The sequence below is a fragment of the Paenibacillus sp. BR1-192 genome (assembly GCF_029542445.1).
Taxonomy (GTDB): Bacteria; Bacillota; Bacilli; order Paenibacillales; family Paenibacillaceae; genus Paenibacillus_AQ; species Paenibacillus_AQ lautus_A.
Window position 1 is genome coordinate 5,020,910 of the sequence record NZ_CP120718.1, and the last position, 21,812, is coordinate 5,042,721.

Here is a 21,812-nt window from a genome sequence, read left to right on the forward strand (position 1 = left end):
TGTTATAATCTGCCTCATTCTCTTTAGATTCGGACTCAGTTACCAGAGTGAACTCTGAAACTCTACTAGTCGTCAACTCGTCACTTCAATCCATCTAGCAATAACGGCTTTTAACTGTTCCTTTTTTTGCTCCAAATCGTCCATATCAATGATTTTCACGATGGCCCGATCATGCGACGCCCATTCCAATAACCCCGCCGCATCCTCAGTCAGAGTTCCCTTTATATCCTGGTCCTTTACCTTGGCTCCACAATGAAAAATCAAGCGAATGAAACCCTTCCCCTGCAAATTCAAAGTGATCCGGTCTTCACCCTGAACGCAAAAGCTGGGTGCATTCCATTTGATATGCTCCGTGATTCGATCATCAACACTCAGAATGAAGCTTCGGACCTCCTCGATTTCTTTTTTCAAGGGATGCTCAAGTTGCTGAAGATACTCCTCGACTTGTTCTTGACCCCGCAATTGTGCCATTCTTAACTCCTCCTTTTATACTGGATTAACTCATCCCGCCTTATTGGCCTATGTCTATGCTCCTGGCTTCCTTGCCGTAACGATCGGCTGATAAAAGCCAGAATCTGAAGGCACGTGCCACTGGATATCGATGAATCCCGCTTCCGCCAGCAAACAGCTTAATTCTGATCGCATTAATGCTCTATAGGATGTGCTGTTGACTTGGGTATGCCATGCTCCATCGATTTCTTGCATAATAAATTGGTTCGTCACATAGTGATATCCACCTTCCGCCCAGTCCCAAACTTGAAAAACCATACGTTTTCCTTCATCCAAGATTCGTGGAACCGTTGCACACTGGCGGTTCTGAATAATAGCGTCGTAGTCCCGAATGGACACTACAAGCAGACCCTCGCTACGAAGTTTGGCATACAGGTTGCGGCATGCCTGTCTTAGCTCCTCATCTGACAATAAATGAGGGATCCCATTGTCAGCAGACAATACGACATCGAAATTGCCCAGCAATATCTTGCTCTAGAGACCGAAAATCGGCGATTCCAAAATCAATGGGAATCCCCAGCTTCTCGGCTTCCTTTTTGGCCCGCTCCACCGACTTGGGACTTAAATCCGTAGCCGTTACGACAAAATCATGACGTGCCAATCCCAAAGCCTGCGTCCCTATTCCGCATGATGCGTCCAGGAGATGGAACCGAGCCTCAGGGTTCTCGTCATATAACGAACGAATAAATCGATTGAAGAATTCACCCTGCCATCTTACCGCTTCATGCCAATCCTCAAAAATCAAATGATATGTATCTGCAAGATCTTCGTAAAAATCAAAGCTGGAATCCTTCAACCGTTATCCCTCCGATGCGTGTTTTTAGTTCACTACTTCCATATGCTCCTCGTACAACTGGATAACTTCCACATCTGGAAACCTCTCCTGCAGCTTCTGGGCGAGCGATCGAACGCCGAAAATTTCGGTAAACGTATGACTGCCCACGATGAGATTCAATCCGACGAACCTGGCGTATTGAACCGTATAGAGCGTTTTTTCCCCGGTAATGTAAACATCGCAGCCATGGTTCAAGGCCTCTTTCAATTGATTCGTGCCGTTACCTGCTCCGGTTATCATACCGATCCTTTGAATCGGTTTATTGCTATTCTGCTGATAAAACACGTGTTCGCCCAAAGCGGAGGACATAGTTTCTACAAGCTCTTCAATCGAGACCGGAGACTCCAGTTCTCCAATACCTATCGAACTATTCCCATCCATATGCCGGGATGATTGGATAATATGTTCCACCCCCAATTCACGCAGCAACGAATTGCAGGTTCCAAACTCGGCATAATCCAAGGGAAGATGGATATAGAAATGAGCGATGTCATGCTCCTGCAGCAACTCTAAACACCGCTCCTTCATCCCGTACACGAAGCTCCATGCATCATGATGCGTGATAATCAGATCGACCTTTTCGACAACCGCTTGTTGGACAACCTCCGGAGTCAGATTGGTGGCGTAGCCTATCCGTAGATAGTGGTTCGATGAAAAAAGATGGTAGCCATACTCGTCGTCTTCCTCAAAATCATTCAATAACGAGCCGAAAAGCTCATGGATATAGGATTTGAATTGTATCGTATCCATCTTTACTCCTCCCTCGGTAAGCTGGATCCACCTGGTAAACCTCAATCTAATGTTACCACCTTTAAAAAGTCAGCCATCAAAGTATTGGATACACGCAGCCCCTCCTCTCTGCTGCTAGCCGGTCCGGCAATCATCATCCCACGTGTGGCCTCCCACGACTTTGTATTTGTTTCTCCATTCTCGGTTACATGTTTGGCTATAGCTACGCTGCTAAAATCCTTATCGATAAAAATCAATCCGTATGAATTCAGTTTAGGAACTCCATTGGCTGTTTCATCATAGACCAGGACTCCTCCCCCACTTAGATTAAATACGATTTGGGTATAACTTTTCTCGTCTGTAAGTCGTTTGTCATCGCTAAATAGTTTGATTGAGCCGTCAAAACGCTTCTCTCCAGTGATGGACCGTGCCAGATGACCATCGATTTCGATACGAACTGGCATGATCGTCTGCTCCGCGTTCTTTCCTAATTGAAACTCTACTGCTTCTATGTTCTGAATAATTTGTCTGGGATGTGTATACCACTTATAAGACAAAATCAAAAAAATCGAGAAAACCATGATGGTTGGAACGATCCATTTTTTCAAACCATTCAGCACCTTCAAAATTTTTTCATTCTTCGAGTGTATGTACATTGATGCTCTCGTTAGCCTGCGTACGCCCATCCATGCCTAAAGCTTGAACAGATTCGCATGATTCCTCCCGCATATAACAACAAAACCCGCCTAAGATCATTCCAATCTGAGTCGGGTCATGTGGTGTGATAGATTTTATGCCAGGTTAATACCTAACCTGTTCTTCTAGATATTTCTTAAATAATTCGGCTCTTATCTCCTCGTTCGTTTCAACCATAGAACTTATCTCAACCGATGTGTGCTGCAGTAGTTTACCATCCTTATACGTACAATGATGTTCGTAACAATTCGGATCATTCAATATCAGCTCGAGCGACTTAGGGATATTGGCTGCGATTCCGGCATTTCCTGCAGTCAGAATCCATTGCGTGGATTTCCAATCCAAAATGCCCTCGTCCGTCTTTATTGGGGTCTCATAAATGTAGTCCTCAGGTACTTCGGCAAGATAAAGGTACATTCCTCCCAAGCTCTTGCCTTCCGATGTCCAAGTGACAAGGCCTTTGAAGGTTAATCGGCAATCCTTATCCCGAATGTTCGTCTCCTCATACAGCTCACGTATCATGGAGTCTCTGGGCGCCTCGTTATATTCAAGCTTGCCCCCCACTCCATTCCAACATCCCATCCATGGTGCTCTATCACGGTTTAATAATAAAATCTCATCACCGCGTCGAACGAAACAAATATTGTATTTCATCATCGATTGTTTTCTCCCATTCTGGTTACACCGCAATCCATCATATCATCGTAAATTTCTGATTTTCTCTTCGATCGGCTTCTGTCCATCTTCATCCCAGACAATGGAGATTTCAAAAGTCCCCTCTTCAAAGTAAAGGGGGAATCTTCGTTTGAACCAGGGCTGCATAGGTAAATCCATCGCTTCTTGAATCGGTACCCAAACGAGCTCCCCTTCTGGCGGATTCGCTAAGAGTTCACCTTCGTAAGAATCTGTCAAATAGTTAAATACCATGTAACGATAATTCGTCTGGGGAACCACATACTCATCTATGCCTTTATACTCCAGGTTGTTAACAATCAGCCCGGTTTCTTCATAAACCTCACGAATTGCACCTTCCGATAGGCTCTCCGGGAACTCCACTTTTCCTCCAGGCCCAAGGTAACCGGGAAAACCGAGCTGGTCCGGACGATTAATAAGCAAAACCTTGTCGTCATTCCGAATCATGCACATTGTATACATGCCATAGGTTATTTGCGGATTTGTCATTTCATTTCTCCTTGAGCGGATCAGCAATCCGTCACTATGTAAATTGGATACAAGAACGTCAGGTAATGGATCTCATTTATTCCCTCGAATACAAAAGCGCACCGCCAGACCCCAAAATAACGAAATGTTTGCCCGACGGTGAAAAACCACATTTTATTTTTCCGTCCAGCCGGTTCAAATCAATCATCGTGGCTTGCTTCAGATACTCATAATTAGGGACGAACACCTGGTCCAAAATAACGGAAGCCCTTGGCCACCAAGGATGAATGACTTCCAGCATCCAGCCATCGTTTGTTGCGTGAATCCCATCCCCCGACTCAAATCCAAAAATCGAAATGTCCTGTCTGCTGAGCGGAATACGAAAACTTAAGTGGTCTCCGCTCATATGATCTTCCGTTAGGTCGGAATCCCGGTCTCTGTGAATGACGGTTCCGGTTATGGCCTGCGTCAAACTGTAACCGGAGCTGCTGATCAGAACCAGATTCTCATCGGCATCCCAACCGCAAGCGATGCATCCGGAAGCCGGAATGATGACCTCAGCCGTCCAGGGGCGAGGCGGTTTTGTAGGTTCTTTCGCTTGGGCAAAGCGCAGCAAGTCGATCTCAAACGTTGTTCTGATTTCTTTTTTTGATTGATTAAAAGGGTTCATATCATACACCTGCCGTTTGATAGGTTATCGCTTGGATTCATCATTATTCATTTCATGTATTCTCATATTAAGCTCATCCAGAGAACGCTGCATGCGCTCCATTCTTCTCAGGGCAGAATATTGATTGCTGATAATCCCGGCCAAGCCGACAATCAAGATAATCACAATGAAACCGATCATAGATAGCGTGCATCCTTTCCATTTTATGATTGAACTAATAATCCCTGTTATCGGGTAACATCGATGTATTCACCCAGTCTTCGAAGCTGCTGAACAACAAGGTCTTCGGCCAATCAGCCGACTCTTCATGCTTCCAGGTTAAATGCACCTGCGCATACATACCCGGTTGTTCTATTAGAGAAAACAAAAAATCATCCCGATCGCATCTTCTTGCTAATGTCTTCACTTGTACTCCAAACAATATATGCTCGCTCGAAATTTCCTTAGATAACTCATCCGCGAATCGATCCGAAGTCTCGTCTTCCCAGGGCTCTAAGTAGGTGAAATCTTCCGGTATCGTCGTCACTATAACACCTCCGCTGCTTATCTTTTCTTATACTCAACGGTCGGCCTCCAGTTTCCCTATCCCTCAATCTCCCTGTATATGCTGAGCGCTTTCTCCATCTTCTGAGTATACTCCGCGGATTGGCTTGAATTTAGCAGCTTAACATCCTGACTCCCGCTGGAGCTGAGCAGATCCTGGCCGCTCAATACTTGGATGAGTCTGTTCACGGTACCTTCGCTGCCATCGATAATTCGGATATGATCCGGCAGCAGATCCGACAAAATCCTTTTGTAAAAAGGATAGTGCGTACAGCCCAAAACGATCGTTCCATACTCATTCAGATCAAAGGCTTCAAACTTCTTCGTGAAGTATGCGTTCATGATCTCGGGGTCGAAATTCAAAGCCTCACAGTGCTCGACCAGCTCCGGTAAAGGCAGGGAATCCACGATATGCATGCTATCGACTCGCCGGACCAGGTCCTTATACTTCGACTCCTTCAGGGTCAGCGGCGTGGCAAGCACCAGGATCCGCTTCCCGCTGGCACGGTTAATTTCAACAGCCGGCTTTACGGCAGGCTCCATCCCGATAACCGGAATCGGATAGGCCTTCCTTAAATCGGAGATCGCCATGCTTGTAGCCGTGTTGCACGCAACGACGATGGCTTTGACCCCTTCCTGCATGATGGTTTCCATCGCTTGATGTATGTAAGCTTTCACGTCTTCCTTAGCTTTGGTGCCATATGGCACATGGAGGGTGTCCGCAAAAAATAAAAAGTCTTCATGGGGCAGCTTTTTCATAGCCGCCCTTAACACGGTTAAACCGCCTAAACCTGAATCAAAAAAAGCTATTCTCATTGTTTTTCACCTGTCGTTATATGTTGGTCTGTCCGTATCATTGCAATCGATGTCCTTATACATTATACTCCACTTCCCGGAAACGCGCAGAGCCATCTGAGCATTAAGCGTTTCAAAATAAACAGACCCGGCCAAGTAAGGATCTCGGGAGGCCGGGTCTGACGTGTTGTTCTTTTGCATAGGGAAGAATGATTAACTTCCTTCATGATCATGAAAAAAACGCAATCCATTTACTCAAAGCATTTCAGCAAAGCCAAAGCCTCTTCATGATCGGGCTCCAGAACGAGCGCCTCGCGCGTATATTCCAGAGCCTCCTCGTCCAGGCCAAGCTCGTAACAACAGATCGCCAAACAGTATAATACCGTTGGCACCGGCTCGTCTTCATCCGTGTCCACGGATTCCTTCAGGAAGAACTTGGCCTCCTCGTACATATCCATCTCAAACAGCACCAGTCCCGCGTCCAGAGCCAGATCATAACGCTGTTCCATCACATAATACGATGACCACATCTTGAAGATGCCTGCACGGATATCCAGCATTTCTTCGTCATTGGCCTCCGGCAGCAGATTCGAGATGCGCTTCGCGCTCTGAATGAAGAACTCGGCGTCATACCCGCCCAATCGCCAGAAGGACAAAATTTGCTGCAAGCCCATGCTTTCAATATTCCGGTCGACCCATTCCTTCATACTGAAGAATTCATCCGGTCCGAAGCGTTCGATGAATTGACGGTAAGCGAGCCGGGTATTGGCATAACTAGCCGGTGCTTCCAGCATGAGAATGCAGCCGACGTTAATATTCTTATAATGCTGCGTAGGGAACATGGCCAGTGCGCCTCGCTGTTCGAACACATGCTGCAGCGCGTGATAATTAGCCGTTAGCGAAAAGCTGCCATGGTAAATTAATTGCGGCGGCTCGGCGAATTTCCAATTATCGATGCGATGATCTCCTTTATCCGCCGTGAGGAGCATGAAACCTGACGTGGATAACCGATTCAGACGTTCCAAGCAGGTCAAGCCCACCTCCGGAAACAGGATATGCGAATCCTCCAGTTCTTGCTGGTAATGAGCAATCACATCGCGATAAGGGTAAGTATCTTCTTCGTATCTTGGTGCCCGGCGGTGCTCGTAAGCCAGCTTCATGCGTTCCAGCGCTTCAGCGGGCTTGAGCTTATGGTGCTGCTCCGGAAATTCGATGACTACATCGCTCTCATAAATCTGGCCTTCCCCGACGTAGATCAATTCTTGCGGAATGCCGTCAAAAAAATAATTGGCGACGATCAGCAGCGGCTGCTTCAAATCTCCGGGACTTATCGTGGTCTTCGACACTACCAAGTTCAATTCCGTATCATGCACGGCATCGAACCTCCCGAAGTCCAGCAGTCCCTGCTCAATATACGATTGCATGGCAGGATGCTGCTGCCATGCCGTCACATTTTTCATCGGCAAATCCGTCATGACATAGCGGAAAGGAGGCAGCGCTATCCCCGTATCATCTCTCAGCTCGCACAGCTTGTGCAGCACATGGTAACCGAGGCGTCCGGCTCCGGCGCCCAATTCCAGAATCGTCACGGGTTCGATGATATCGCCCCGATCCGCGCGATCTCGAAGGAATCCGAATATCATTTCTGCGTAAGCCGTAGCAATCATGGGGTTGCTCGTAATATACTGCGGGACCTGATCATTATTCCACGCCTTCATCCCCAGTTCTTCATAATATGTCCGCTGTAGTTCCCAGATGGGTGCTTCACTGAAACGGAAGCGTTGTTGATTATTATCCGTCATTTCTATTTAACCCTGCCCTCTATGTATCTTATTAGTACAATCTGAAACCTCGAATGCTTTTACACGGTTAGACCAAAGACCAATCCATTGTCTATAGAATGGTACCATATAACTTGGTTCTTCCCAAACCTTCGAAGTCAGGAAATCCCGCGGACTCTCTTCGCTTGATAACCGTTTGACAAACCAACGGGCAATAGGCACCTTTCCTTCCTCTCCCTAATATAGTGTAGGAGAACAGAAGGGCGGGATGTACATGGGTGCGAGCACGGAGCAAGAACAATGGGCCATTTTCCTGGCGGCGATCTGCGGACAAACCTATACACAATTCACCAGCACGGACGGCTCATTTGTCCTTCCGCTAAACTTCTCGCTGTTCGACACCATTGAAGCGAATTCCTTGATCCGCGTGTCGGAACGCTTCGGGTTTATCCTTGAATCGCCGGAGGAGATTATAATCGCCTTTCGGGGTACCATGTCCTCCACGGATTGGATCACGGATGCCATAGCCTCCCAAAAGAACTTCAAATACATCAAAGATCCCGCGCTCACGCACCGCGGCTTCACCAGCATCTACGCTTCCGCCCGCGGGCAGATCATGTCGGCGCTTGCAAGATTGCCTGTCGATAAGACCTTGTTCATTACAGGCCACAGTCTCGGAGGGGCACTTGCTACCTTGTGCGCCGTGGATGTTGCCGCGAACACGGATCACCAATCCCCCCATGTTTTCACTTATGGATCACCGCGCGTAGGGGATCCCGATTTTGCCAAGGCCTTTGCCAAATATGTTCGAAGCAGCTTTCGTATAGCCAACCTGTTCGATGTCGTCACTCATGCACCGCCCAGTATCTACAAACTGCCGAAACGGGAAAAGAAATACTATTACAGTCACGTCCATACTCATTGGCCATTGAACTTCCAGAATGGGTCGGTTAGCGGCAATCATGTAATCAGCAGTTATTATGCGGAGCTTGCCAAGCTCCAGCCGCCATTTGCCGAGCTTTTAAATTCGGCGAATCCCGGATTCTGTCCCGTCACAGAATTACCAATAGAGAAGGTGTAAGCTTATCTGGAGGGTCATATAAAGAAAGCGGATTTCCCTGAAGAGGAAATCCGCTCTTTTATGGCTTAACCGAGAATCGATTACACGCGAGTACCCGTTAGCATCGGGAACAATACCTTCATTTCAGCGTCATTCGGTCTTCGGCCATAATCCGCAATTTCGAAAGGCTCGGCATATTGTACGCCGGCTGCATACTCTTGACCATACAGCTTGGTCAGCGTAGGCAGCATTTCGTCCGACACGCGCAGAAACCGATTCCAAAACTTCAGAATAAAATCCCGCTTCTCTTCCCACGTATCCGGTACGGCATGCAAGAAACCGCCCTGCCAAGGGGCAAACTCGTAAAACTGGGAAGCATGGGCATCGCAGGCCAGCAATTTCTTCTCGATGACGCCTCCGGCATCGATGACCATATCCGGTTGATATGACGCCCGTGCCGCGTAATCCGGCATAAGCAGATAGATCGGGGATTTTTTTAATGACGGTACTTCGGGCACGGCATTAGGTACATTCGCCACAAAATCTGCGGCATCCCGCACGACCTTCCCGGCATTTCGGTTATCCACATGGCCGGGACCGTCCGGATGGAACGTGATGACGATATCCGCCTCCCAGCCGCGGATTTGACGGATCACTTCCTTGCGTACGTCCGGTGTCGGCATCAATTCGCCATCGGGTATGGGCAAAACGACATATTCCAGAACCCCAAGATGCCGGGCAGCCTCATGGGCTTCCCGTATACGACGGTCGATCAGGTCCTGCCCGCTCATTTCATGATGACCGCAGCATCCATCGGTTAACGTAACGAACTTCACCCGATGGCCCATCTCTGCGTAGGCTGCGGAGATCGCTCCTGCATAGATTTCGGGTTCATCGGGATGCGCTGCAATGACAATCACATTGAGAATAGTGGACATCTATTGCTTCCTCCTTATCGTTTCTTCAATAAACGATCGATGTATCGATTACTTCAAACGTTTCATCAATGGATGATCTTCTTTCAGCTCCAGCAAATCCCACAGGTTCCCGTACAAATCCTTGAATACCGCTACCATGCCGTAATCCTGCTCTTTCGGCTCTCTTACAAACTCGATTCCCCGCGACACCATTTCGCGATAATCTCTCCAGAAATCATCGGTATTCAGGAATAGAAACACTCGGCCGCCCGACTGGTTGCCTATAAACGGCTCTTGTTCCGGCTTGGAGGCTTTGGCAAGCAATATCGTCGTGCCCACCGACCCGGGAGGAGCAACAACCACCCAGCGTTTGTCTTGTTCGGGCTGATATGTATCTTCGATCAAAGTAAAATTCAGCTTCTCGGTATAAAATCCAATGGCCTCGTCATAGTCCTTCACGACTAACGCGATATGAACAATGGATTGTATCATGTCCTTCCAACTCCTTAAGGTTGAGTATGCAGCTAGTCTTCAATCTTTGTTACTACTTATCCTCTTGTACGATCATCATGAGATTCCCGTCGGGATCTTGAATCGTAACAAACGAAATATCCGGAAACCGCTCAATCTCTCCGATGATCGTCACGTCAATGGATTTTAAATATTCGTAGGTTTGGTCAATGTCATCCGTTGGCAGTGCGAATAAAGCTTGCTCTGCAGGCGTAAACCGACCGGATCGGTGGCTGTCCAGCAGGATCAACAGATTGTCCAGCTGGATGCTGTACATCTCCTCATAGGGACCGGATCTGAAAGGCACACCCAGAAGTTTTGCATACCATTCTACCGCTTTTTCCATATCGTTAACATGAATAAATACAGACGCTATCCTTTTCTGAATGGGCATTGGGGTATGAGTCATTATTAAATCCCTCCATCTTATAGATATAGTTCCGTTTCATAATTCACAGCTTACCTAATCCCGTCTTCCTCGTCACCAAAAAACTCTTTTTCAAGAATGGAGTAATAAAACTGGTCCGTCCAGTTCCCATTCCAACATAGTTCTTCTTTAAAAACAGCTTCTTTGGTCATCCCGATATGCTCCATTAGCGCTGCTGAACGATTATTTAGCGAGTTGCACATGCCCACCACTTTATGAGCGCTCAACTGTTCGAAAGCAAACTTCAACAATAGCTTGGCCGCCTCACTCCCGTACCCTTGACCGCTTTGTTCCGGGAGAATAGCGAAGCCCAATTCCCAACTCTTCCTAAAGCCAATATAACTCCATACTTGAGCCAGTCCGATCGGTGCCCGCATCTCATCATCAGCTAATCTGACTATAAAATCATAGGCTGTTGCTTCGCCTCCCTCATTGATTCTGGCCATATATTTGCTGCGAACGACTTGTTGATCTGACTCAATCGATTCTTCAAAATGCCATAGATCCCGATCGCATTCCATTCCGCAGATAAAATCCAGATCATGTATAGTGATTTTTGATAAAATGACGTTCTCTCCAAAGATCTCCATAAAGGCACCTTTCTTATAAGTTTCAGAGTATCAATATATTCAAAAATGCGATATTTCCCCGCTCAACCTTCCAATATTATAACGAGCCCTTTAACTCTCTCAGTCGCAATAAAATTTCAGCAACATGTCCTTTCATGCATACGCTGAGGAATAACCCTTCATTGAATCGGTCACCGCGAACATAACTGGTCATCAATTTTCTAAGGGTTACCAGATCGGCGCTGCGAATGCTGCTCCCCACAGGGTTATCTAAATCTCGATAAGCCTCATTCTCCGCTAACCATTCGCTCCAGTTAAATACCATGAGGAAGCCGACGTCATCCAAAGCTTTACGAAAACTCCCGATTTCCTTGCTTTCACATCGATATCCATTAACGTCATGGCAAAAAACGGACCCGGGATTTTGGAAATACTCGAGGTATGGGAGCAACCGCTCCACATCTGAAGCAGTTAAGTCTGAGTCATACGGCATACCATCCACCTCATTGATTTTTATTCGTCATCGCGCAAGGTACCCATGGCACCACATATAAACGCCCTGATGCCTGTTAACGCCCCCTTGAAGCCTTCCTAGCCTCGTATGTAATCATCTGACCCGCGTTTACAGGTTGATTCATCCAGCGATAGTCAGCCGACTTCGTAATCTCATCGTATCCCTGCTTCTCTAACATGAGTTCAAACTCATGCATCCCATACCAGCTTAGAGGAAACCGCTGCAGCTCGGTCTGAACCAGATGGCCTTCCTTCCATTTTTCATATTTCAGGATCGATACGATGCGCTGGTCAAGCAGATTGCATTCCGTACGTCTTTCCTCCAAAACGATGACTTCGTTATCGGAAGTTTCCCAGCTTCTAGTCGAGGTGTGATTCGCGTCGAAATCCGTAGGAATATACAAATCCACGATCAACCTGCCCCCAGGCGTCAAATTGGAAGCATAGTGTTCCAGAGCCGATTCAGCCCGCTCGCGTCCTTCCACTAACTGAAAAGATCCTGCTGGAATGATAATGGCGTCAAAGGCAGCCGCCAACGAAAAGTTATGCATCTCGTCTTCAAACAGCTTCGCCTCAAGGCTCAATTCCGCTAATCTTCTTCTGCAGGAGTCCAGCATTGCAGCCGAATTATCCACGCCTTCGATGTTAATGCCTGCTTGGAGCAACGGGATTAATACCCGGCCCGATCCGCATCCAACTTCCAGCACCTTGCCTTTAACGTCTTTTAGGCGCTCTGTATAATATTCCACGTCGCCAAACGAGAAACCTAACGGTTTGCTCAGATCATACACTTCCGTACACAGCGCTCCGTACGAACTATACATTGTAATGGCCTCACTTTCTTTAAAATGTTTTTTGTTTCCCATCCACCCGGCTGATATGATAGCCCACTACACTTCCCGCTTCTCATCCGGCCGATAGAGGATTCTTTGGTAGTCCCAATCTTTAGAATCCATATCACCCAAGTACATCCGCTCATGCTCGGGCACCCGTTCATATTTCTCTCTTAAATGTTCCCTGTAAAACTCGGTGGGATTTTCTAGATATAAATAATAAGCGTCCCTGCATTCTTCATGCGCTGATTTCACCCCGTTCAATTTCCTGTGGATGTCGATAAGTTCCTTGAACTTCTCCTCCTTGTCTGCCGCATACAACGGTTCAGACAGCGTAACCTCGCCAAGTCCCGCTATGCTAAGAGGCAGCGCTCCATCGAATGTCGTGAACAGCGTCCCGTCCTGAAACCATTCGTTTAGCTCATCGAGATGGCTGCGGACGTCAAGGGGCAGGTCGTGTACCAAGACTTGACCGTCCTGGTACACATTCAAATAAACTAAATAATTCGCACCCTCATATTTCATGAAAATGTGGAAACCGTCGCCCTCCACCGTTTGATAGAACATTTCATCCTTCACATAAAAATCAGTGGGACGAGGGGAGTGGGCCACTCTTCTGGTCTCCCATTGCTTCTGCTCACGCTCTGAAACTTCATAGATATTCACGAATTCCGGATTCATCACGCGAATGGTCTGCTTAATATGTTCATAATAGCTGTCTGGATGGAATCTCCAGTTCGTTTCCTTGACTCGGAACGCACCCAGTCCATGGATCGACAGATTTTCGCCAAGCGGAACGACAGGCGTCAGCCAGTTCGAATCGATCTTGTTTTTTAGCCCTTTGAGGTCAACCAGCTCCCAGCAATTGATCATGCCGTCTTCATAGATATCTACGCCAATATAAAAGTACTGACCTCCGTTGCAGATTATTCCCGGTATGGAAGTACCTTCAACGATTTTGGATCTCCGAATCTTTTTCATATGAATCACCTTCCGATTATAGGCAGTATATGGCTTCGTGTTTTGGTATTCCTCGAATGTGTCAGCGATTCACCCGCGTCGCTCTATTGATTCTATGAATTTCTATAGCTATGAGGGCATTCCTTACATCATATAAGAGAGCCGCAGGAAGCTCTATACCAACGATATTTATAAACATTCTCTACCAAAACCGACTCCTCATCATCCCTCTTGTAAACCTGGCATTCTTATTCTATTTTACATCCTCTTTTCCGTTTGGTAAAAATAGCAAAAGAACTCCCTGGCTCATGTGATCATGGCAGCAGGAAGTCCCCTATGTGTGGTGCGTTTAAACTACACTCTTAAAAAAGCAATATAATCCGTTATGATTCCTTTGTGTCCCAAATGCCGAAGCATGGTCGTGATATTGCCTCTATGGTAGGTTCCATGATTTACGACCTGCTGGAGAATTTCCGAAATCGAATTCTGAAATGCCTCACCCGCAGTGTTGTGATAAGTCACAACCTTCCCCATATCGCCAACCGACGCCAAATATTCATGGTGCTCGGTTTGGAGCCGGCTCAGGTATTGACGAGCTGCTGCCATATTCGCGAACGGTCTCGCGGCAAGCGACGGAGGTCTTTCCTCCTTGATTCGGGCAAACCAAACTTCCTCCGCAGCTGCAAGGTGACCGAATACTTCGGCGATGGATGTAAAGCCCAGGTTCACTTCCTGGAGAAACACGCCTTCCGGCAAGGATTGCAAATGGTCCAATAATCTTTCGTTCGCCCAAATGTGATAATCGTACAATTGAAGATACGCTTCGTTCATGTTGCACTCTCCTCTCTTGATCGCTGTATCGGTAAGCCTGAATTGACGATGCTAGCCATAGCACCTAGCCCCTAGCAGCCCACTAGAAAATTATACCATATATAACGAAAAAGCACGGAGATCAAACGAAACACAACGCATATTTTCGGATTACTCTTTGACGCTGCCAAGCACGATGCCTTTGACGAAAAAACGCTGGAGGAAGGGATACAGCAGCAGAATCGGCAGCGAGCCGATGAATATTTGCGCGGCTTTAAACGTTCGGTTGGACACTTCGGAGAGTGCCGCGGCATCGTCTGCATTGATCGACGTCAGGTTGGTCTGCACGATAACGGTCTGAAGATAACTCGACAACGGGTATTTTTCCGGAGAATTCATCAGCAACAGTCCGTCAAACCATTCGTTCCATTGGCCGACGATCGTAAACAGCGTTACGGTAGCCATGGCCGGCAGCGACAGCGGCGCGTATATTTTCCACAGGCTGGTGATGTAGCTCCCGCCGTCAATGAAGCAGGATTCCTCCAGCTCCTTGGGCAGGCCGCGAAAAAAATTGAGCAGCAAAATCACGTTGAACACAGCTACCGCACCCGGGATGACCAATGCCCAAATCGTATCGATCAGTCCGGTATCCCTTATCGTCATATACCTTGGAATAAGGCCTCCGGAGAACAGGGTCGTGAACACGAAGAACCAGGCATATTGCGTGCGGAATTTAAAATCCCGCGATTCCTTCGACAGCGGATAAGCGATGAGCAGGGTCAGCAGCATGCTGATCCCGGTCCCAAGAACGACGCGCTGCACGGTGACCCACATCGCTACCATAAATTGCGGCTTGTTCAATACGTACTGATAGGAGCTGAGCGTAAAATCGACGGGCCACAGCTTCACGATCCCTGCCGTCGCCGCGCCTTTGGAGCTGAGAGAAACCGCCAGGATATGAACGATGGGAAGAAAGCAGAGCAGCCCCAGACCGATCAGAAAAGCGTAGTTGAAGCCAAGAAAAAATTTGCGGCTGAGTGACGGTTTATGCATACGGGACACCTTCCTTCCTAAAATATTCTGTAATTGGCGAACTTGGATGCCAGGGCGTAGGACGTCACGATAAAGACGAACGAGATCAAGGATTTGAACAGGCCGATCGCCGTGGCTACCCCATACTGGGCACCCTGCATGCCGATCCGGTATATAAACGTATCCAGAATGTCCCCGCTCTCATACACCTGCGGGCTGTACAAGTTGAACACCTGGTCAAAACCGGCATTCAGCACGTTCCCGAGCGAGAGGGTTGCCAGCAAAATGATGATCGGCATCATGCCGGGAAGCGTGATGTGCCAGGTCTGTTTCCAGCGGTTTGCGCCATCGACCGTAGCCGCCTCATACAGGGAAGGATTGATGGAGGTTAACGCGGCCAAATAGACGATGGTGCTAAAGCCGAATTCCTTCCAGATGTCCGTTATGACGAGGGTATAAGGAAACCATTGGTTGCTGCCCAGGAAAAAAATCGGCTCGATGCCGAACCAGCCCAATATTTGGTTCGCGATCCCGTTCGTCGGCGACAAAATGTCGATAAAGATTCCGCCGAGGATGACCCACGACAAAAAATGCGGCAAATAGACGAGCGTCTGCACGCCCCGTTTGATCAGCTCGTTCCTCAGCTCATTCAGCAGCAGCGAAACCAGGATCGGCACGACCAATCCCCCGATGATTTTCATGAAGGCGATAAACACCGTATTCCAAATGATTTGGCCGGTTTCCGGCAGATCGAACACATAGCGGAAATTGTCCAGCCCGATCCAGTCCGAGCCGAATAGGCCTTTGAACGGAACGAATTTCTGAAAGGCCATGGCGATGCCGATCATCGGCCAATAGCTGTAGATCAGTACGATGACGATGCCGGGCAAGATCATCAAATGAAGCGGCCACTGCCGCCGAAATTTTTTGCTTAACATGGCGATCCTCCTGTCTGTCAATGTGTATCCCATTCGCCTTCAGCAGGTGGTGAAATGAGAACAGGGGCGGGTGTCAGAAACCTCCCTCCCCTGTTCCCGTTAGCCGAACTTCTTATCTGGCGGCCTTCCATGCATTAACTTCTTCCGTAATCTTGTCGCCGCCGAGCTTCTTCCAATTAGCCACGAACTCATCAAAGGCGTCGATGCTCGCCTCGCCCAAAATGATTTTGATGAACGTTTCCTGTTCCAGCCGGTCGAGCGTCGCCTTTTTGTCGGCCATGGTCTCGGTCGGAGCGCCGACATAACCGTTCGAGATGACTTTGCCCGCATCGTTCAAATCGCGAAGCTGCTTCATGGAGCCTTCCGGCCCATTGGCGGCATAGCCGGACCAGCCCATCGGGTTGTTGCCTGCGAGATATTCCTGAAATTCCTTGAACATGATCTTCGTTTCGGCGCTGGTGATGTCCGCGTCGCTTTCGGATTCTAGCGCTTTGGCCAGCTCCTCCTGCCGGATCAGGTCTTTGTTCGGATTGACGACCTCGACCAGCGAATATTTGTTGACTCCGATGGATACGCCGTCTTCGATGATTTGTCCATACTTGTCAAATTCCGCATTGTCGCTGTACAGCTTCTCGTAGTACTGGTTAGCCAGCTTGACGATGACCTCGGGATGCTCGTACCCCTTTTTGACCACGTAATATTGGGATACGGCAAAAGGCATCTGCACCGTCGCCGGACCGCCCTCCAAAGACGGGATAGGGTAGGACTTCCAATTCACCGATTCATCTTCTTTCACCATGTCCCAGAAAGGCCATGCCGGATACCAGCTTGGTCCGATCAGCATGCCGATTTTGTGGGTGGTCACGGATTCAAAGACCTTGACGGTATCCTTTACGCCGAACTCGGGGTCGATCAGCTTGTTCTTGAACATGTCCTGCAGCTTGGCCAGCGCTTCCTTCATCTCCGGCTGAATGCTGCCGAACTGCAGTTGCCCCTCCGCGTCTTCGATCCAAATTTGCGGGAAACCGCCGAAGCCGTTAAAGAAACCTACCGAAGAGCTGTTTAATCCGATATCCTTGGTCAGCGCAAGTCCGTAGGTATCCGCCTTGCCGTTACCGTCCGGATCGTGCTGGGCAAACGCCTCCGCAATGGTCACAAGGTCATCCATCGTGTTCGGTTCAGGCAGATTCAGCTTCTCCATCCAATCCTCCCTGACCCACAGCAGGGGAGCCGAGCCGCCGATTACCGGCTGGGTGGACGGGATCGCCAACAGCTTGCCGTCAAACGTCGCGGAAGGGAGCGCGTTTTTCTCGATCTCCATGACCTTCTTCAGGTCATCGCTGGCGTAATTCTCGAAAGCCGGCGTCAAGTCCGCCAATTGCCCGGCATCCGCAAGCTGGCGCAGCTGCTCCGGCGTCACCTGCATGATATCCGGGAGGTCATTCGAAGCAATCGCGATATTCATTTTGGATTCATACTGCTCCTGGCCCGTTACCACCCATTTATAGTTGAGGTTGATGCCCATTTCCTTATATAGGTCGGTCCACACGTTGTTTTTAATATCCTGTCCGGACGGGAACTTCACTTCTTCTCCTACAAACCGGACGGCATCCAGCTGAATGGGAGGATCATACTTGCCGAACGGGTCGCCCGGCTCCATGGCCGAGGCTTCGCTATCGGCGGATGAACCCGCCGCGCTGCCTCCGCCTCCTTCCCCTTTGCTGCAAGCGCTTAAAATAAACACGAAAGCCAGCATACTGATCCACAATACGGACAAGATCTTATTTCTCTTCATGTTTGCGACCTCCTTGAATTCGATGTTTGTATAGAGTATAAGGGAACAAAAAAAGAGCTATCTACTTCAAGCTCTTTACTTTGATATCTTCTCTTTACATGTTGTGAAGTTCTCTGTATTCCTGCGGCGTCAAATGGGTCGTTTTTTTGAAAAAGCGGTAAAAATACGGCGGAGAACTGAAACCCACCGCAGCGGCGATGACATGGATTTTGTCCGTCGTCTCCTTCAGCAGCTGCTTCGCTTTGGCCAGCCGTGCCGCATTGATCGACTCGGACAGGCCCTCACCGGTCACTTGTTTGTACAATCTGGACAAATACGAAGGGTTGTGTCCCACGGCCTCCCCGATTTGCGTCAAGGACAGGTCGCCTCCCAGATTATCTTCGATATACCGTTGAACTTTGGCAATCACCTCATGCTGCTGATCCTGCTTCCCCTGCTCTTTCCGGTTGAAGATGATGTCCGCCAGCCTTTCGAAATATTCGGCCGCCTCCGTCCAGGAATCATGCTCCTCCAGATGAGTCAATGTGATATAATCCACCGCCCCTTCCCCTTCCACGTTCCGGCAGAGAGCTTCCATATCCACCAGGGACGGCATCATCACGGACACCAGGCCGTAATACACTTCCATTCTCAGCAAATATTCAACCTCCGGCGGGAAGGAAGAGGTATCGGTCACCTCATGGAACAGCTCCATGAATTCCTCCCGGTCCCCATTGTCCAAACAGCCGCGCAGCAGCTCCATCCGCTTCAGATGCGAGCGAGAGCGCCCCAGAAAATGCCCCGTACGATCCGGGCGGTTGCGCTCACGGGCTTCGGTCAACAAAGATTCGTGGCCGATCCCGAGGCCGCTGTCCAGCAGCTGCTTCAGTCCTTCGAACTTGTCCGGCAGCCGTTCCCAATCGACCCACTCGCCAGCCATGGCAAACGACGTCTTCAATTTCAGAAGCGTTTTGCAAACGTCCTGAATTTGTTCCAGCATCCCGTGGACAAAACGCTGGACCCGTTCCGCCGCCGGACTTCGAACCTCCTCCGGATGCTCCTCCCCCTCCTCTTTGTGCTGCAATATCCAGATCATCTTGGCCCTGCCGAACTCCACGGCCATGCCGTCGGTCATCGGGCCGAGCAGCTCGCCGATGATATTCTGGACTGCGTACAGCATCAGCGATTGGGCCGATGGACTTTCTTGCCTTTGCCAGCCGTCCAGCCTGCATAACAGCAGCAGGCATGGCTTGCCGGGATCCAGCTTCATCTCCAGCTCCGCAAAGCGCTGCTCCAGCTCCTCCCGCCGAATAGGACCAGGGGCTTTTTGCATCAGCTCCAGAACGTACTGCTGCTGTAAAAAAGGCAGCGCCATGCGCATATTGTCCCTCGCTTTGGCAAGCAGAATGTCTGCTTTCATCTCCTGGTCAAGCAGCTCCACGGTCTTCTCGATCGCGCTCAGCACGGCATCGTTTCCCTCGGCCTTGAGAACGTAATCGACGCTTCCTTGCCGGGTGGCCTCCTGGATATAAGAAAAGTCGTCGTATCCGGTCAAAAAAATCACTTTGCAATGGGGCCACTGCCTGGATATTTCCTTTTGCAGGGCAAGGCCGTTTAACCCCGGCATTTTGATATCCGACAAAACGATGTCCATTTTCGCCCGTTTAAGCCAGCCCAAGGCTTCCGAAGAGGAATAAGCCTTATATACCTCAAGCTCGAGAAACTCCGCGCCAAGGCACAATTCCGCAAGCCCGTTCACGATAAAAGGTTCGTCATCCACGATCAGTATTCTGAACCTGCTCTTCATCCGTCTCGCTCCTTTCTTGCTTTGGCAGTGTCATATCGATTCTCAAACCGCCCAGCCGGCTTCTCGAAAAGGTCAATCCGCCCGCAGGCCCGAATTTTAATCGAAGGCGTCGGTGCACGTTGGATAAACCGGTGATCTCTCCTTTCACGTCCGAATTCTCGATCATGGATTGCAGGTTCCGCAGCCTTTCGTCCGTCAACGTCTCCCCATTATCCTCCACGACGATATGCAGGACATGCCGCTCAGCGGCGATGGTAACCCGGATTTGCCCGTCCGCCTCCTTCTCCTCAAGTCCGTGCTCGTATGCATTTTCGATTAAGGGCTGAAGGATGAGCAGCGGAACGTCCAGTTGCTCCCAATCACCGGGGATGCCATCCCAATAAGCCGATATCCGGTTATGGAAACGGATGGACTGAATGTCCACGTAAGCTTTGGCATGCCCCACTTCTGTCTTCAACGAAACTTCGTCGGCAGCGTTGCGGGTGATGAACCTGAAATATTCCCCCAAATGCCTCGTAAAACGAACGATATTCTCGTAATCCTCCATCTCTCCCATCTGATGAAGCGTAAAGAAGCTGTTATATAAAAAATGGGGGTTGATTTGGGATTGGAGCTGCTTCAGCTCGGAACGCTGCGAGCGGATTTTCTGCTCAAACACTTCGTGGATCAGTACCTGCAGGCGCTTCACCATATGGTTAAACTGCTCGTACAGATAGTGGAACTCGTCATGATGCTTATGGCGCAGCTCCACCCGGGGACTGTCGAAATCGATGTTGCGGAATGCCCTCACCATCCGCTGAAGCGGCTGATGAATTCGGCTGTAGATCCAGCCCGAGAACAGAATAACCACCAGCAGGGAGAAGCCCGACAGCCCGAAAAAGATCATGCGGTATTTCCCCAGCGGGCCCAAGAATTCGGCTTCGGGCACATACACCACCAGGTCGGCATTCAAAAAGGCGGAGCGCTCCACGCTAACCCAATAGTTGGCCCCGTCCGCCTTTACCTTAGTGTTGTAGGGAAGCTTTGAAAACTCCGTGCTTGTTAGCGCTTCCAAGTCAATGCGTTCGGCCAACCGCGGACCGATGCCGCCTCCGTCCTCCTGAGTCAGGACCCAGCTATTGTCCACGCCGATGAGAACGGCGCCCCCGTCCCCCGTGGCCAGCTGCAGGAGCGCCGTTTGCATTTTCGGAACGGAGAGCTCCGCCGCAATCGCAAAATTAGGCGGATGGCCGTTTCGCAATCGTTCCGGGTATACCATACCCAGCAGAAGCTTGTTCTTCCATTCGAAAATGACCCGTTCGGGATGCTCCTCAAGCGCCTTCATCTGCTCTGGCGGCATGGCTCCTTCGTACGACACCTGCTCAATCGTTTTCTCAATCAACGGAATATACGTTTTGGCTTCCTGAACGTATTGATTGGAGCTTTGCAGCAGCCGCATTTTGCCCTGCAGGCGGTTGATCGCCTGAAAATATTCGGAACGGCTCATGGCAGGCGCGATGGTGCTTAGCTTTTGCAGGTCGGAGTCCTGCGACAAATCGTTCATCAGCAGCACCGTTGATCGCAGCTCCTGTTCCAGCGTGCGCATGAAAAAATTAGTCCTCGCATTCAAGGACTGGGTAATTTCCTGCTCCACGCTCGCAAGCCCGGACTCGTTCATGTAGAGGGCAGCGGCGTAAACCGGCATAATGGCCAACAAAAAGCCGGCCACGATTTTGGGATAAATCGATTTGAACCACAGCAGCTTCATCGTTTTCCTCCACTTCGTTACCATGATCGCTTCGCCTTACCGATATACAGGATGAAAACGGACCATAACGGTTAAACGATTGTTCACGACCGGTTAGCCCGGGTAAAGCAAGGACATCCGACAACTTCAGGATATCCGCTTTCGCCGGGTTGAACCTGTATCGTTAAGATTCATTATGTTTGGGAGGGACGGACC

The 21,812-nt window shown here is 49.3% G+C and carries 26 protein-coding genes; 1 reads left to right on the forward strand and 25 read right to left on the reverse strand.

The window, feature by feature from the left end; all coding sequences use genetic code 11:
- Window positions 1-72: 72 nt before the first annotated feature.
- The 12 genes from P0X86_RS22550 to P0X86_RS22605 all read right to left on the reverse strand — a co-directional run bounded on the left by P0X86_RS22550 (window position 73) and on the right by P0X86_RS22605 (window position 7,741).
- A complete protein-coding gene (locus tag P0X86_RS22550) occupies window positions 73-471 on the reverse strand; it encodes a DUF1801 domain-containing protein (RefSeq protein WP_277746505.1) in 399 nt (132 codons plus the stop codon).
- Between the two features lie 54 nt (window positions 472-525).
- Window positions 526-975, reverse strand: coding sequence for a hypothetical protein (locus P0X86_RS22555; protein ID WP_277746506.1), 450 nt, complete (start codon window positions 973-975; stop codon window positions 526-528).
- Window positions 941-1,306, reverse strand: a complete 366-nt coding sequence (locus P0X86_RS22560; protein WP_277746507.1) for a class I SAM-dependent methyltransferase — start codon at window positions 1,304-1,306, stop codon at window positions 941-943. Before P0X86_RS22560 ends, P0X86_RS22555 begins: the two co-directional genes overlap by 35 nt.
- Before the next feature lie 24 nt (window positions 1,307-1,330).
- On the reverse strand, window positions 1,331-2,095 hold the full coding sequence (locus P0X86_RS22565; protein WP_277746508.1) for a Nif3-like dinuclear metal center hexameric protein: 765 nt from the start codon (window positions 2,093-2,095) through the stop codon (window positions 1,331-1,333).
- Window positions 2,096-2,136: 41 nt separating this feature from the next.
- Window positions 2,137-2,682, reverse strand: coding sequence for a hypothetical protein (locus tag P0X86_RS22570; RefSeq protein ID WP_277746509.1), 546 nt, complete (start codon window positions 2,680-2,682; stop codon window positions 2,137-2,139).
- A gap of 193 nt (window positions 2,683-2,875) precedes the next feature.
- Window positions 2,876-3,427 (reverse strand): NUDIX hydrolase, encoded by a 552-nt coding sequence (locus P0X86_RS22575; RefSeq protein WP_192571134.1) that lies wholly within the window; start codon window positions 3,425-3,427, stop codon window positions 2,876-2,878.
- 42 nt (window positions 3,428-3,469) lie between these two features.
- Window positions 3,470-3,952, reverse strand: coding sequence for an 8-oxo-dGTP diphosphatase (locus tag P0X86_RS22580; RefSeq protein WP_192571133.1), 483 nt, complete (start codon window positions 3,950-3,952; stop codon window positions 3,470-3,472).
- 76 nt (window positions 3,953-4,028) lie between these two features.
- The gene (locus tag P0X86_RS22585) at window positions 4,029-4,601 is read right to left on the reverse strand and encodes a hypothetical protein (protein ID WP_192571132.1); all 573 of its coding nucleotides are present in this window, start codon (window positions 4,599-4,601) and stop codon (window positions 4,029-4,031) included.
- Window positions 4,602-4,625: 24 nt separating this feature from the next.
- Entirely contained in the window at window positions 4,626-4,781 is a 156-nt protein-coding gene (locus P0X86_RS22590) for a hypothetical protein (RefSeq protein WP_176502513.1), read from the reverse strand.
- 34 nt (window positions 4,782-4,815) lie between these two features.
- A complete protein-coding gene (locus tag P0X86_RS22595; RefSeq protein WP_192571131.1) occupies window positions 4,816-5,127 on the reverse strand; it encodes a hypothetical protein in 312 nt (103 codons plus the stop codon).
- Window positions 5,128-5,183: 56 nt separating this feature from the next.
- A complete protein-coding gene (gene murI, locus P0X86_RS22600) occupies window positions 5,184-5,960 on the reverse strand; it encodes a glutamate racemase (RefSeq protein ID WP_192571130.1) in 777 nt (258 codons plus the stop codon).
- Window positions 5,961-6,190: 230 nt separating this feature from the next.
- Window positions 6,191-7,741 carry a tetratricopeptide repeat protein gene (locus P0X86_RS22605; RefSeq protein ID WP_192571129.1) on the reverse strand — a complete coding sequence of 517 codons (1,551 nt, stop codon included), beginning with the start codon at window positions 7,739-7,741 and terminating at the stop codon, window positions 6,191-6,193.
- A 253-nt stretch (window positions 7,742-7,994) separates the two neighbouring features.
- Between P0X86_RS22605 and P0X86_RS22610 the strand changes: the two genes are divergently transcribed.
- Window positions 7,995-8,801 (forward strand): lipase family protein, encoded by an 807-nt coding sequence (locus tag P0X86_RS22610; protein ID WP_277746510.1) that lies wholly within the window; start codon window positions 7,995-7,997, stop codon window positions 8,799-8,801.
- 80 nt (window positions 8,802-8,881) lie between these two features.
- On the opposite strand, the gene P0X86_RS22615 is transcribed toward P0X86_RS22610, so the two are convergent.
- The 13 genes from P0X86_RS22615 to P0X86_RS22675 all read right to left on the reverse strand — a co-directional run bounded on the left by P0X86_RS22615 (window position 8,882) and on the right by P0X86_RS22675 (window position 21,641).
- Window positions 8,882-9,718: a PIG-L deacetylase family protein gene (locus tag P0X86_RS22615; RefSeq protein ID WP_277746511.1), complete on the reverse strand. Its 837-nt coding sequence runs from the start codon at window positions 9,716-9,718 to the stop codon at window positions 8,882-8,884.
- A 48-nt stretch (window positions 9,719-9,766) separates the two neighbouring features.
- Window positions 9,767-10,189, reverse strand: a complete 423-nt coding sequence (locus tag P0X86_RS22620; protein ID WP_277746512.1) for a VOC family protein — start codon at window positions 10,187-10,189, stop codon at window positions 9,767-9,769.
- Between the two features lie 52 nt (window positions 10,190-10,241).
- Window positions 10,242-10,616, reverse strand: coding sequence for a VOC family protein (locus P0X86_RS22625; RefSeq protein WP_277746513.1), 375 nt, complete (start codon window positions 10,614-10,616; stop codon window positions 10,242-10,244).
- Window positions 10,617-10,666: 50 nt separating this feature from the next.
- Window positions 10,667-11,224 (reverse strand): GNAT family N-acetyltransferase, encoded by a 558-nt coding sequence (locus tag P0X86_RS22630; RefSeq protein WP_277746514.1) that lies wholly within the window; start codon window positions 11,222-11,224, stop codon window positions 10,667-10,669.
- Between the two features lie 76 nt (window positions 11,225-11,300).
- Window positions 11,301-11,696, reverse strand: coding sequence for a DUF6508 domain-containing protein (locus tag P0X86_RS22635; RefSeq protein WP_096775944.1), 396 nt, complete (start codon window positions 11,694-11,696; stop codon window positions 11,301-11,303).
- 76 nt (window positions 11,697-11,772) lie between these two features.
- Complete coding sequence (locus P0X86_RS22640; RefSeq protein WP_277746515.1) at window positions 11,773-12,540, reverse strand: class I SAM-dependent methyltransferase; 768 nt, start codon at window positions 12,538-12,540, stop codon at window positions 11,773-11,775.
- Window positions 12,541-12,606: 66 nt separating this feature from the next.
- Complete coding sequence (locus P0X86_RS22645; protein WP_277746516.1) at window positions 12,607-13,530, reverse strand: DUF7638 domain-containing protein; 924 nt, start codon at window positions 13,528-13,530, stop codon at window positions 12,607-12,609.
- Window positions 13,531-13,863: 333 nt separating this feature from the next.
- Window positions 13,864-14,340: a DinB family protein gene (locus P0X86_RS22650; protein WP_277746517.1), complete on the reverse strand. Its 477-nt coding sequence runs from the start codon at window positions 14,338-14,340 to the stop codon at window positions 13,864-13,866.
- 150 nt (window positions 14,341-14,490) lie between these two features.
- Window positions 14,491-15,372 (reverse strand): carbohydrate ABC transporter permease, encoded by an 882-nt coding sequence (locus tag P0X86_RS22655; protein WP_277746518.1) that lies wholly within the window; start codon window positions 15,370-15,372, stop codon window positions 14,491-14,493.
- 17 nt (window positions 15,373-15,389) lie between these two features.
- Window positions 15,390-16,289, reverse strand: coding sequence for an ABC transporter permease (locus P0X86_RS22660; protein WP_009589934.1), 900 nt, complete (start codon window positions 16,287-16,289; stop codon window positions 15,390-15,392).
- Window positions 16,290-16,401: 112 nt separating this feature from the next.
- The gene (locus P0X86_RS22665) at window positions 16,402-18,084 is read right to left on the reverse strand and encodes an extracellular solute-binding protein (protein ID WP_277746519.1); all 1,683 of its coding nucleotides are present in this window, start codon (window positions 18,082-18,084) and stop codon (window positions 16,402-16,404) included.
- Window positions 18,085-18,178: 94 nt separating this feature from the next.
- On the reverse strand, window positions 18,179-19,870 hold the full coding sequence (locus tag P0X86_RS22670) for a response regulator (protein ID WP_277746520.1): 1,692 nt from the start codon (window positions 19,868-19,870) through the stop codon (window positions 18,179-18,181).
- Window positions 19,836-21,641, reverse strand: coding sequence for a sensor histidine kinase (locus P0X86_RS22675; protein ID WP_277746521.1), 1,806 nt, complete (start codon window positions 21,639-21,641; stop codon window positions 19,836-19,838). The genes P0X86_RS22670 and P0X86_RS22675 overlap by 35 nt, the downstream gene beginning before the upstream one ends.
- Between the last annotated feature and the right edge of the window lie 171 nt (window positions 21,642-21,812).